Here is a 13,096-nt window from a genome sequence, read left to right as displayed (position 1 = left end):
CTCAGCTCCGCTTCAGTTTGGGATCGAGCGCATCGCGCAGGCCGTCACCCATGAGGTTGATGGCGAGCACCGAGATCAGGATCGTCAGGCCCGGAAGGGTGACAACCCACCAGGCGCGCAGGATGAATTCACGCGCTTCCGCCAGCATCGTGCCCCATTCGGAAGCGGGCGGCTGTGCACCCATGCCGAGGAAGCCGAGGGCTGCGGCATCGAGAACCGCAGACGAGAAGGAGAGCGTTGCCTGAACGATCAGCGGCGCAAGGCAGTTCGGCAGGATGGTCTTGAACATCAGCCGTAAATTGCCGGCGCCGGCCACGCGGGCGGCGGTGACATATTCGCGCCGGAGTTCGCTCATGACGGCAGCACGCGTCAGACGGGCGAAATGCGGCTGGTAGACGATGGCAATGGCAATCATCGCATTGGTGAGCCCCGGCCCGAGGACCGCGACCAGAACCAGCGCCAGAAGCAGTGACGGAAACGCCAGAATGACGTCCATGACGCGCATGATGACGGTATCGACCCAGCCGCCGAAAAAGCCGGCGACGAGACCGATGACGATGCCGCCGACAAGGGCGATGGAGACGACAACGACGCCGATGAACAGCGAATATTGTGCGCCATAGATCAGGCGGGACAGCATGTCGCGCCCGACCGCATCGGTGCCGAAGAAGAAGCCGGCACGACCGCCTTCCTGCCAGACCGGCGGGACGAGCAGCGCATCGCGATATTGCTGGGTCGGATCATGCGGCGCGATCAGCGGCGCGAAGACCGCGATGAGAACGAGGAGAATGAAGACGGCAAGGCCGATGACGGCGCCGCGGTTCTGACGGAAGTAGAACCAGAAATCGGCGATCATCCGGCGGCGGATGGCGGCATCCGAAAGGCGGACGCCGGGGGTGGTGATCACATCGGTCATTTGTGACGGATCCTCGGATTGATGAGGCCATAGGTCAGATCGACAAGCAGGTTGACGACCATTACCAGACCCGCGATCAGAAGCAGGCCGCTCTGCACGACCGGATAGTCACGGCGCGAGATGGAATCGATCATCCACTTGCCGATGCCCGGCCAGGAAAAGATGGTTTCGGTCAGGATGGCGCCAGCCATCAGCACGCCGATCTGGAGGCCGATGGTGGTGATGACCGGGATCATGGCGTTGCGAAGCGCATGGACGCCGACAACGCGGGCGGGCGACATGCCCTTGGCGCGTGCGGTCCGCACATAGTCCTCGCCCATGACTTCCAGCATGGCCGAGCGCGTCTGGCGGGCAATCACCGCCAGCGGAATGGTGGCAAGCACGACCGACGGCAGGATGAGATGCGAAAAGGCCGACACGAAGGCGCCCTTCTGCCCCGAAATCAGGCTGTCGATCAGCATGAAACCGGTAACGGAGGGGAAGAAATACATCAGCGAAATGCGGCCTGACACCGGCGTCCATTGCAGGATGCCGGAGAACATGATGATCAGCAGCAGGCCCCACCAGAAGATCGGCATGGAGAAGCCGACGAGCGCGGTGGTCATGGAAATCTGGTCGAACCAGGAACCACGACGGATGGCGGCGATGACGCCGACCGGCACGCCGATCAATGTTGCGATGATGATGGCGACGAGACCAAGCTCGACCGTCGCGGGGAAGAGCGACAGGAACTCGGTGAGAACCGGCTTCTTGGTGACCAGCGAATTGCCGAGATCGCCCTGAAGCAGCCGTCCGAGGAAATGAAGATATTGCTGCCAGACGGGCTGGCTGAAGCCGAGCTGTTCGGCAAGCTGCGCATGCCGCTCAGGCGAAATGCCACGCTCGCCCGCCATCAACAGCACGGGATCGCCCGGCAGGACGCGCACGAAGGCGAAGGCGACGAAGGTGATCCCGAGAAATGTCGGGACGAGGTAGAGGAGTTTGCCGAGAATGAACCGGATCATGGTTTTTTCCTGAAAAGACGCGCGGAAGAACAGGGTCCTTCCGCGCGTCCGTTGTTTGGGATTATTCCGCGATGTCGACGTTTTCGAAGGTGAAGTCACCAAGCGGGCTCATGGTGAAGCCGGAAACCTTGGCGGACATCGGAACGAACTGCGTGGAGTGCGCAAGCGTCGCCCACGGAGCCTGTTCCTTGAAGATCACCTGCGCCTGCTCATAAAGCTTGGTGCGTTCGGCAACGTCAGTGGTCTGCTTTGCCTTGGAGAGCAGCTCGGAGAACTCCTTGTTGCACCACTGGGCACGGTTTGCACCACCTTCGCCGGTTGCAGCGCAGGAGAGCAGAACGCCCATGAAGTTGTCAGGGTCACCGTTGTCGCCGGTCCAGCCGAGGATGACGGAACCGTCGCGGTTCACTTCAGTCGACTTCTTGAGATATTCACCCCACTCGAAGGAGACGATCTCGGCCTTGACGCCAACCTTCGCGAAATCCGACTGGATCAGCTCGGCGGTGCGGCGGGCGTTCGGCATGTAGGGACGCTGAACCGGCATCGCCCAGATCTTCATCGTCAGATCCTTGACGCCAGCGGCCTCGAGAGCCTTCTTGGCTGCTTCCGGATCGTAAGGATCGTCCTTGATGCTGTCGTTGTAGGACCACATTGTCGGCGGGATCGGGTTCTTGGCAACAGTGCCGGCACCCTGGAAGACGGCGTCGATGATCGCCTGCTTGTTCATCGCCATGTTCAGCGCCTTGCGCACTTCCGGCTTGTCGAAAGGTGCAACGGTGGTGTTGTAGGCGAAGTAGGCAACGTTCAGACCCGGCTGCTCGTCGAGCTTGAGGTTCTTGTCGGCGCGGATGGTGGCCAGATCAGCCGGAGCCGGATAAGGCATCAGGTGGCATTCGCCGGCTTTGAGCTTCTGCAGACGAACGGCGGCGTCAGGCGTGATCGCGAAGATCAGATCGTCGATCTTCGGCGCGTCACCCCAGTAGTCGGCGTTCTTCTGGTAGCGGATGACCGCGTCCTTCTGATAGGCGACGAACTTGAACGGACCGGTGCCGATCGGCAGGTTGTTGAAGTCTTCCTTGGTGCCGGCCTTATCAAGCGTATCGGCATATTCCTTCGACACGATCGAAGCGAAAGGCATGGCGATGTTGGCGAGGAACGGCGCTTCCGGGCGCGTCAGCACGAACTTGACGGTGTAATCGTCAACCTTGACGATTTCCTTGATCAGCGACGGCATTTCCATGGAGTTGTAATATTCGTAGGTGATGCCTGCGATATACTGGTTCCACGGGTTCTTCGCGTCGCCCTGGCGGTTGTAGCTGAAGATCACGTCATCGGCGTTGAAATCGCGGCTCGGCGTGAACTTGTCGTTGGAGTGAAACTTCACACCCTTGCGCAGGTGGAACGTGTATTCGAGGCCATCGCTCGAAACATCCCATTTTTCAGCGAGACCGGGCTCGACTTCGGTCGTGCCCTTCTTGAACTCGGTCAGACGGTTGTAGACCGGATGCGCGGAAGCGTCGAAGGTGCCGCCTGCTGTGTAGGGCGACGGATCGAAGCCTTCCGGCGATGCCTCGGAGCAATAAACGAAGGTCTTCGCCATGGCTGGCATGGCGGAAGCCATCGCAAGCGCAGAGGCTATAAGCAAACTGCGGGTCAGCGTTTTCATCTGGTGGTCCTTTCCCTCTTTTTCTGAGTTCCTGCGGCCCCCTTGGGGCCTACCTCTTCTGGTCAGCGGCGACGCGGAGACCCGTGTCGCCGTTCGGTCTTTTGCCTCCCGACCAATTACCCGGCGACCGGCTGAAACAGCCGGTCGAGGTTCGTCTCCGGTGGGCAGAACCAGCGTGGCCCCGCCTCCGTCATATAAGCGATATCCTCGAGACGGACGCCGCATTCGCCATAAACGCACAGCATCGGCTCGATGGAAAAACACATGCCCGGCTCAAGCGCCGTGCTATTTCCTGCAACGATATAGGGTTCTTCGTGAATATCCAGCCCAAGCCCGTGACCGGTGCGGTGCGGCAGGCCGGGAACCTGATAGTCCGGCCCAAAACCAGCCGCTATCAGGCTGTCGCGCGCCGCCTTGTCCACATCCGAGCAGGCAGCGCCGAGGCTCGCAGCCGCAAAGGCCGCAGCCTGGGCATCGCGCTCTGCGTTCCAGAGAAAACGCTGCCGTTCCGTCGGCTTGCCGAAGACATAGGTGCGGGTGATATCGGAACGATAGCCATGAAGAATGCCGCCGAGATCGACCAGCACCATGTCACCCTCGTTCAGCGTCTGCGCATAGGGTACGCCATGCGGATAGGCCGTCGCCTCACCGAACTGCACCGCCACGAAAAGCGGCTTCAGGCCCAGCGCAATATGGGCGGCGTTGACGAAATCGGCCACTTCGGTGGTGGAAACACCCGCGCGAAGCCCTTCGAACACGGCTTTCTGCACACCGTAGCTGGCGTCCATCGCGGTCTGGATGAGAGCGATTTCGGCCGCGGATTTGACCTGCCGCTGGGCAACGATCATCGGCTGGGCGGAAATGATCCGTCCTTCGAGACGCTGCATCAGGGCCGATGTGAAAACAAAGGGTGTTGCGGGATCGATGGCGACAAAATGACCGGGACAGGAAAGTGCGCCAATGCGTCCTGCCATCAGGTCGAAGGGACTTTCATCCTCTTCCCAGACGGCGACCTCACCCGGAATGCGGATGAGCGTCTGAAGCTTAGGCTCCTCGAAGGTCGGGCTGACATAGACCGGCGCACCCTCGGCAGGAACGAGAGCGCCATGGATGCGCTCGGAAAGGCCAAGCGACAGACCGGTATAATAGGTCAGCGACGATGATGCATCGAGCCAGACCGCCTTCACATTTTGCTGGATCATCCGCGCTTGCAGGCCACGTAGCCGCAATCTGAACTCGTCTTCAGCGATCGATGAAACCGCGATCGGCTGAAACCGCTTCAGCGCCTCTTGAAAGTCTGCCATTCTCTCCCCGCCGCTTTCGGGCCGCAGACACAAGCGTGCCGGCAACCTCCCAAGCGTTCTTTTGCTCATGCTTAAACACAGGGCGGGGGCTAGGCAATGGCCCGGCGGGGCGCGCCACCACAAAACTGTGCAAATTCATCTAGACATAACGAAAATGTGATCGACACGCGCCCGATTTAAGCCCTCATTGCCTTGACGCAAAAAATCAAAATCCCCCGGAAATCCAAGGGGGAGTTTGCGGCCAGCCTTCAACACGGAGCGGGCACGCCAAAGGACGACGGCGAGAGGCGGTAAAGGAAAAGACGCCCAGAAAAGGAAAAAGCCTGCCGCGGGAGGAGGTGCGGCAGGCTTCAAACTTGATCGGTGATTGGGAGGAGGAGTACCACCGATCCACATCGAGCGACACTGGGAGGAGGAGTGCGTCGCTTCGATGATTTGAATATAGCGGTATCCGTGATTTTTAACAGAGCAAGTCTCGCAATGCAGCATTGCATTTCTGCATAGCTCCAGAATTCCTGCCCGGTTTTTCAGCACTCCCCCAAACCGTGAGAAATCAGCTTTCCCGATAGACCTGGAAACCGGCAAAGGACTGGTTGACCGGCATGAGTTCGAGGCTGTTGATGTTGATATGCTTGGGCTGCGAGGCGACCCAGTGGATGGTGTTGGCAATATCGTCCGCCGTGATCGGATTGACGCCCTTGTAGAGATTATCCGAGGCTTCCTGATTGCCGCCGGTGCGCACCAGCGTGAACTCCGTTTCGCACATTCCGGGCTCGATGGATGTTACCCTGACACCCTTGCCATGCAGGTCGGAGCGCAGACCAAGCGAGAATTGCCGCAGGAACGCTTTGGTGCCGCCATACACATTGCCGCCCATATAGGGATAGTGCGCAGCAACAGACGAAAGGTTGATAACAATACCCTTGCGCTCGATCAGCGTCGGCAGCAGATGGTGGGTGACGTTCAGGAGACCGGTGATGTTGGTGTCCACCATGGTCTGCCAGTCTTTCAACGGCACCTGCGGCGCGGGCGCCGTGCCGAGTGCAAGGCCGGCATTGTTGACGAGAATGTCGATGTCCCTGAATCCATCAGGCAAGCCGGCCAGCGCCTTTTTTGTCGCCTCCTCGTCGGTGATATCGAAAGCGACGCCATGAAAGGCGGAACCGAGTTCAGCCGAAAGCGCCTCCAGCCGTTCCGCCCGCCGGCCCGTGCCGATGACCTTCCAGCCTTCCTTGACGAAGCGCTGCGCCGTGGCCTGTCCGAAACCGGATGTCGCGCCGGTGATGAGGATGGTTCCGCTCATGATGATGCCTCCACTATATCAGTTCGTTCGGGGTCAATCGGTGTCAATAATTTTTCAGCCGCCGCCGTGAGGCAGCGTCTATAGGCGTCCAGATCCGTATACAGAGCGTCTTCCGGCGCATCGCCGACGATGATGATACCGCCGCGCCGCAAAATCCCGCCATGCAGCATCAGATTGTCGACCATGTCGAAATTCTCGATCGACAGCCCGTCAGGTCCGCGATAGCGGCCCGTTTCACCCAGGGTGGCAACGCCGCCATAATGCGCCTTGATACGGGCAAAGTGATTGGCCGCGACATTGGTATAGGCGAAAACCGGCTTGCCCAGCGCGCACATGAAGCCCAACTCGTAGCTCGTTCCCGTGTCGGCGGCGATGCCGCGGAACGGCGTGAGATTAGCAATGATCGCATCGGCTTCCAGCATCATCTGTTCATCGACGGCATTGATGTTGCAGCCGTGGCCGATCCGGGTGTCCGCCGGCGGAATCTGCAGATCGCCCGGCGAAAGCGGTATGAAACCGGCTTCCCGCGCCAGCGAGGCCTTGAGGTCGAGCATTTCACGCGCATTCGGGAGGAAGACTTCCGGGCCGGCGAGATAGATTTTCTTTGTCATCGGGAATTCATGCGATCTGTCAGGAAAGGATGTTCCGAACCTAACCCGGGCTGTTTCGCAAAGGCAAGCCGAAGGCGGACGGAAACGACCCATAAAACGGTATCGTCCAGACGCTCTTTCCGTTATAGCCGGTGCCATAAACAGGAAATTTCCGGAGCAAGACATGGCAGCCACCATCCGCTATCACGAAGGCGATATTTCCGCCGAAGATGCAGCCCGCTACACCGGTGCGATCGCCATCGACACGGAAACGCTGGGGCTGGTGCCGCGCCGCGACCGTCTCTGCGTCGTCCAGCTTTCGCCGGGCGACGGCACGGCTGACGTCATCCGCATCGCCGCCGGCCAGACGCAGGCACCGAACCTCGTCCGCATGCTGGCCGATCCCGCCCACCAGAAAATTTTTCACTATGGCCGCTTCGATATCGCCGTTCTGTTCCATACCTTCGGCGTGACGACCACACCGGTCTTCTGCACAAAGATCGCCTCGCGGCTGACCCGTACCTACACGGACCGGCATGGCCTTAAGGACAATCTGAAGGAAATGCTGGAAGTCGACATCTCCAAGGCGCAGCAATCCTCCGACTGGGCGGCCCAGCCCCTGTCGTCCGCCCAGCTCGAATATGCAGCCTCCGACGTGCTCTATCTGCACGCACTGCGTGACAAGCTGACAGCCCGCCTCATCCGCGACGGCCGCCTCGACCATGCCGACGCCTGTTTCGCCTTTCTGCCGACCCGCGCGAAACTCGATCTCCTCGGCTGGGAAGAAACGGATATTTTCGCCCATAGCTGAGCCTTCAGCCGCTTCGTTTAAGCACTGATTTACCAGAATTGCCTATTCTCGGCCGCAACTTTGGGCGGCCGGGGACTTTGAAGATGATCACTCCGCTACAGCAGACGGCGGGCATTGCAGTCAGCGACCTCATGCGCTCGATGGTGGAAGCCATCGAGGACCGCCAGCGCGAAGAGCAGGAAAAGGCGAACGGCGCCCAAAAGGACGATGCGGTAAAGACCAACCCGCAGCCGGACGAAAGCCATCGCACCGCCAATGAAAAGATAAGCGCCTATCTGTTCGGCATCATGAAACCGGATGCCGACGCTTTCGCCTCACTTGTTTCCCGCTTTTCTTCCGCCCTCGGCATCACACAGGAAGCCGACGAGTCGAGCTTCTCCTTCGCCAAAAGACTTCAGGATGCGCTGACGCTGACGGACAGTTTCGAAAAAACCGATGCGCAGGGAAAAGCCACGAAAATTTCCCTGACATCCTTCGGTGTTTCGGAGGGACAGGTCATCGAGGTGCTGAATAACGGCGCCACCACCAAGACCGATCCCATGGCCGCCCTCGCCGCCCGCATCGCCAAGGGCGCCGGCCTGACGGGCAAGGAAGATAATTTCGGCGATGAGATGTCGAAAGCCATCATGGCGATGCGCGCGACTTTGCCAAAAAATGTCAGTGAACTGGAAGAGACCACCGGCCTCAAGCAACTCGGCATCTCCGCCAGACAGATGATCGCCGCCATCGCCAACCCCTATGGCGACGAGGCGCGCGCCGTGAAAGGTGCGCTGGACACGCAGGCGCAGGGCACACGCTTCATGACGCGGGAGACCCTGAAAGTCATTCAGCGTCTCGAAGATGTCGCCGATCCCAAAACCAAGGAAGAATTGCAGGCCGAACGCGGTAAGGAGCGCATTGGCGAAATCAACGATGCCGAAGTGAAGGCTGAGCGGGAAGAGGATATCCAGGCCCTCGATGCGCAGGGCAAGCTTGAAGACGTTCAGAAACTCCAGGACGTTGTGAAGGAGCATATCGATGCTTCCGGCGAGGAGAAAACGGAAGGCGCCGACCCTCAGGCGCCAGCCGACATATCATCGCAAACCGCCCTGATCTCCGTGCTTGCGGCTGTGCCTGCGGATGAAGCCGAGCCGGCGAAGAACGAAGATGAACCTGCCGAGACTGACGCAGCCACCAATCCGGCCGATGCGGAAGACGACGCCGAAAAACTGCTCGATGCACAGACACTTGTCGACGACACCCGCAATGCCATTCTGCCGGTCTCGATCGACGACAATGGCCTTTATGAACTGCTGAAGAAAAAGGCGGCATGATTGCCGCTTCCGAAAGTCACTTGAGCGAAACATGATGTGAGTTCAGACATGACCGATATTTCCGGCCTATCCGGCAGCGTCGTTTACGACAATGAGCCCAATGCGGCGCAGGCGCTGCTGTCCATGGCCGCCCCGCCGCTTGCCCCCGATGACGCAGCCTTCACCGCCGCCGGCGAAGAGGACCAGCCCATCGTTCCCGTTCAAATGCAACCGCAGCGAAACCTTCCCAAGGCAAGCTGGCTGGATGCGATGCCGCCGGAGGCTTTTGAAGCCGCAACCAGCGACCCCGACCATATTTCCTCTGTAAATTCCGACGATAACGGCCTTTACCGCATGTTCATCGGTGTCTCGCCCTGATTGTGCCCGCACAGGCAATTTTTTGGTTAGCCAAATCTTAATACCTGCAAGCCAAGATTGAACCAGATGATTCTGTATGCGCCGCAACCGGCATTTGCGGCCAGAGGCGTATACGGCGCTCCCGCATGAGCGGGCGAGATGACACCTGTCCATCACCGGCGCGGCGATTTTTCAACATTTAAGCCAGATGCGGATCAGAGAGCCAATGGGGATTGGCCCTTTCGCAGCCAGCGGCGGTCACCGATAGAAACGGAGCGCAGCATGTTACCGCCTGTACCGAAAATTGCGGCAACCGATGCCGCCTATGGAACCACGATCCAGCTGATGCCGCGCGGGCAGGTGAAAGAGACCACACCGCCGCAACCGAGCAATCCCGCCCCTGAAAATAGCGGCAGCCTTTTTGCCCGGGCGGCGATCGCCTCTCTCACCAGCGAATTTCAGCTCTCCCGCGGCACCGCCGTTCTGGCAGAAGCGCTCGGCAAGCTGATGAACCTGCCGCGGCGGGATGGCGAGGCTATCCAGACCTATGTGACGCGGCTGACGGAGGCGCTCCGCACCTTGCCGGCGCCACAACGTCTGGCGCTGGAACAGCAGGTCGGCAAAGCCCTGCAGGGCCTAACACTTTCGATGCTCGCCGAAATCCTGAAACAGCCGACGGGGCCGGATGCTGCCCGCCTCGCGCTGCTGATCGAGCTTTCCCGTTACAAGGGAGCGGATCTGGCGGCAAAGGCGGTGGTCTCCTCCTATCAGCAGAACAATTCCTCCAATCCCACCCCTGCGCAACCGGCCCCGCCGAAACAGCAGAATGCGCCGAGCCAGAATGCCGAAGGTCGCCCCTCTCCGGCCGTGACCGCACAGGCGGCAAATTCCTCGACCGCCAGCCGGCTTCTGCCTCTGCTGATCGGCCCGCTCTCCCTCAGTGGCGCAGCGGTGAAAGCCACGGTGGCGGCGCTAACCGCGCAGCTGGACCCTCGGCCCACGCTTTCCGCCCCGCCTGCCGACATACATGATACGCCGGGCAATGCCTTAAAGCCGGATGGAAGAGCCGAAAACACGGCACGTCCGCTTCCGCCACAGACCGGCAACCTGATAAGGGAAGTGCAGGTCGAAACCCGCCCGGCAACCCCGCCCCGCGCCGAAACCGGTGAAACACGCCCTGCCCTTCCGCATCGGGACATGAGGAAGACGGAGCAGAGAGAATCCCGCACGGGCTTTACCCCGCCATCCGGTTTGCTCGCGGACGACGCGGAGACCATGAACACCCTGCTGCTTGCCGCTACGGCCGGCAAACTTCCTGCCAAGGCAGCCGGCACACAGCAGCCTCTGCCCGCGCCGCAAAGTGGCGCGCAGCAGCCCTCCGACGATCAGGCCGCTGAAAAACCCGCCCTCGCAACGCCCGCCGCCCGCCCCTCTGGCGACGAAACGGAAACGGCGACCCATCGTCCCGAAACCCAGCTGCAGCCGCGGGCCACGCTGGACCCGGAAGCAAGAATGGCGATGCTGGAGCAATCGGCCTCGCAATCATTGATCGCCGCCGCCCTGGTAAAGGACGGCACGCCGCTGCCGCTCATCGCCTATCCGCCGGCGGACGAGGACTATGAATCGGAAACGCCGCCGCGGGGAGGCGGTCCCTTTTCCGAGGATGAGGCGGAAGGTGAGGCCGAGGCCGGCGCTGAAAATTCCGATGGTCAGGATGATACGGAAGAACGCATTGCTGCCAATGACCCGACCGACGAGCGGGAAAGCACGCCTGCGGCGGCTTCCGACGACAGCGCGGAAAATTATTATCTCAAGATGAGCGGCATGCTCTGAATTCGGCGTGGTCAGATTGGAATGTAAGTCGCGCCAATCACGCCGACGTCATCCTCGGGCCTGTCCCGAGGATCTGCGACCGATTGATTTTATTCGACGTGATTAGATCCTCGGCACAGGGCCGAGGATGACGTCGAGAGAAGCCTTATCCTTCGCGCTCAAGCGGGCAAGGCCCGTTGAACCCAACAAAAAACCCGCCGGAAAATTCCGGCGGGTTCTTCATTTCAAAGGTCTTGGCGATTATTCGCCGCGGTTCTTCAGAGCCGCGCCGAGGATGTCGCCGAGCGAAGCGCCAGAGTCGGACGAACCGAACTGTGCGACGGCTTCCTTCTCTTCAGCGATTTCCAGAGCCTTGATCGAAAGCATGACCTTGCGGTCCTTCTTCGAGAAGTTGACGACGCGGGCGTCGACAACCTGGCCAACCGAGAAGCGCTCGGGGCGCTGCTCGTCACGGTCACGGGAAAGATCAGCGCGACGGATGAACGAGGTGAGGTCTTCGTGGTTGACGAGCTTCACTTCGATGCCGCCATCGTTGACGCCGATGACTTCAGCGGAAACGACTGCGTTCTTGCGCAGGTCGCCGGAAGAAGCGGCTTCACCGACAGCATCCTTGCCGAGCTGCTTGATGCCGAGCGAGATGCGTTCCTTCTCGACGTCAACGTCAAGAACGACGGCCTTGACCACGTCACCCTTGTTGAACTCTTCGATGACCTGTTCGCCCGGACGGTTCCAGTCGAGATCCGACAGGTGAACCATGCCGTCAACATCGCCTTCGAGGCCAATGAACAGGCCGAATTCGGTCTTGTTCTTGACTTCGCCTTCGACTTCAGTGCCGGCCGGATGGCTGTAGGCAAATGCCTGCCACGGGTTTTCCAGCGTCTGCTTGAGGCCGAGCGAGATACGGCGCTTGGACGGATCGACTTCGAGAACGACAACGTCGACTTCCTGGCTCGTGGACAGGATCTTGCCGGGATGTACGTTCTTCTTGGTCCAGGACATTTCGGAAATGTGGATCAGGCCTTCGATGCCCGGCTCCAGTTCAACGAATGCACCGTAGTCGGTGATGTTCGTGACCGTACCGGAAATCTTCTTGCCAACCGGGTACTTGGCGGAGATGCCATCCCACGGATCCGACTCGAGCTGCTTCATGCCGAGCGAGATACGGTGGGTTTCCTGGTTGATGCGGATGATCTGAACCTTGACCTGCTGGCCAATGTTGAGGATTTCCGAAGGATGGTTGACGCGGCGCCATGCCATGTCGGTGACGTGCAGCAGGCCGTCGATGCCGCCGAGGTCAACGAACGCACCGTAATCGGTGATGTTCTTGACGACGCCGTCAACAACCTGGCCTTCTTCGAGGTTCTGAACGATTTCAGAACGCTGCTCGGCGCGGGACTCTTCGAGAACCGTACGGCGCGAAACAACGATGTTGCCGCGACGCTTGTCCATCTTGAGGATTTCGAAGGGCTGCGGGTTGTGCATCAGCGGGGTAACGTCGCGGATCGGACGGATGTCGACCTGCGAACGCGGAAGGAAGGCAACGGCGCCGTCCAGATCGACGGTGAAACCACCCTTGACCTGGTTGAAGATAACGCCTTCGACGCGTTCGCCAGCTTCGAACTTGGCTTCGAGCTTGACCCAGCTTTCTTCGCGGCGAGCCTTCTCGCGCGACAGAACGGCTTCGCCGAGAGCGTTTTCGATGCGCTCGACGTAAACTTCGACTTCGTCGCCGACCTTCAGCGTGCCGTCCTTGGACTTCGCGCCGAATTCCTTCAACGGTACGCGGCCTTCAACCTTGAGGCCGACGTCGACGATGGCGACGTCCTTCTCGATTGCCGTTACGATACCCTTGGCAACATAGCCTTCGGCAAGATCGTTAGAGGCAAAGGATTCTTCGAGAAGCGCTGCGAAATCTTCGCGCGTGGGGGTAGATACTGACATGAAATCTCCTGATTGCATCCGCGCTATGGCGAATACAAAAGCGCCGGTGGGCTAGTGTTGTTGATACCCGACCCCATGC

The 13,096-nt window shown here is 60.0% G+C and carries 11 protein-coding genes; 4 read left to right on the top strand and 7 right to left on the bottom strand.

The genetic code is table 11. The annotated features are described in order from the left end of the window. Position 1: 1 nt before the first annotated feature. The 6 genes from WDZ78_RS19140 to WDZ78_RS19115 form a co-directional block, all read right to left on the bottom strand. Complete coding sequence (locus tag WDZ78_RS19140; protein WP_003508674.1) at positions 2-916, bottom strand: ABC transporter permease subunit; 915 nt, start codon at positions 914-916, stop codon at positions 2-4. Next, on the bottom strand, positions 913-1,920 hold the full coding sequence (locus WDZ78_RS19135) for an ABC transporter permease subunit (RefSeq protein ID WP_020813550.1): 1,008 nt from the start codon (positions 1,918-1,920) through the stop codon (positions 913-915). The genes WDZ78_RS19140 and WDZ78_RS19135 overlap by 4 nt, the downstream gene beginning before the upstream one ends. 61 nt (positions 1,921-1,981) lie before the next feature. Beyond that, positions 1,982-3,586 carry an ABC transporter substrate-binding protein gene (locus tag WDZ78_RS19130; protein WP_026363564.1) on the bottom strand — a complete coding sequence of 535 codons (1,605 nt, stop codon included), beginning with the start codon at positions 3,584-3,586 and terminating at the stop codon, positions 1,982-1,984. 116 nt (positions 3,587-3,702) lie between these two features. Continuing rightward, on the bottom strand, positions 3,703-4,890 hold the full coding sequence (locus WDZ78_RS19125; RefSeq protein ID WP_425673905.1) for a M24 family metallopeptidase: 1,188 nt from the start codon (positions 4,888-4,890) through the stop codon (positions 3,703-3,705). 553 nt (positions 4,891-5,443) lie between these two features. Then, positions 5,444-6,193 (bottom strand): SDR family oxidoreductase, encoded by a 750-nt coding sequence (locus tag WDZ78_RS19120; RefSeq protein ID WP_020009991.1) that lies wholly within the window; start codon positions 6,191-6,193, stop codon positions 5,444-5,446. Beyond that, on the bottom strand, positions 6,190-6,804 hold the full coding sequence (locus WDZ78_RS19115; protein ID WP_020009992.1) for a nucleoside 2-deoxyribosyltransferase: 615 nt from the start codon (positions 6,802-6,804) through the stop codon (positions 6,190-6,192). The genes WDZ78_RS19120 and WDZ78_RS19115 overlap by 4 nt, the downstream gene beginning before the upstream one ends. Before the next feature lie 163 nt (positions 6,805-6,967). On the opposite strand from WDZ78_RS19115, the gene WDZ78_RS19110 reads away from it, so the two are divergent. The 4 genes from WDZ78_RS19110 (at position 6,968) to WDZ78_RS19095 (ending at position 11,076) form a co-directional block, all read left to right on the top strand. Then, positions 6,968-7,594 (top strand): ribonuclease D, encoded by a 627-nt coding sequence (locus WDZ78_RS19110; protein ID WP_020009993.1) that lies wholly within the window; start codon positions 6,968-6,970, stop codon positions 7,592-7,594. Positions 7,595-7,677: 83 nt separating this feature from the next. After that, entirely contained in the window at positions 7,678-8,907 is a 1,230-nt protein-coding gene (locus tag WDZ78_RS19105; protein ID WP_425673904.1) for a hypothetical protein, read from the top strand. A gap of 48 nt (positions 8,908-8,955) precedes the next feature. After that, on the top strand, positions 8,956-9,264 hold the full coding sequence (locus WDZ78_RS19100; protein ID WP_425673903.1) for a hypothetical protein: 309 nt from the start codon (positions 8,956-8,958) through the stop codon (positions 9,262-9,264). 261 nt (positions 9,265-9,525) lie between these two features. Beyond that, complete coding sequence (locus WDZ78_RS19095) at positions 9,526-11,076, top strand: hypothetical protein (protein ID WP_425673902.1); 1,551 nt, start codon at positions 9,526-9,528, stop codon at positions 11,074-11,076. Positions 11,077-11,316: 240 nt separating this feature from the next. Here WDZ78_RS19095 and rpsA read toward each other — a convergent pair whose 3' ends face one another. Further along, positions 11,317-13,017, bottom strand: a complete 1,701-nt coding sequence (gene rpsA, locus WDZ78_RS19090; RefSeq protein WP_020009998.1) for a 30S ribosomal protein S1 — start codon at positions 13,015-13,017, stop codon at positions 11,317-11,319. Between the last annotated feature and the right edge of the window lie 79 nt (positions 13,018-13,096).

This window comes from Agrobacterium sp. M50-1, from assembly GCF_049843495.1.
Classification (GTDB): Bacteria; Pseudomonadota; Alphaproteobacteria; order Rhizobiales; family Rhizobiaceae; genus Agrobacterium; species Agrobacterium radiobacter.
Note: the sequence above shows the minus strand (reverse complement) of the source record. Positions and strands in the feature narration are given on the sequence as shown.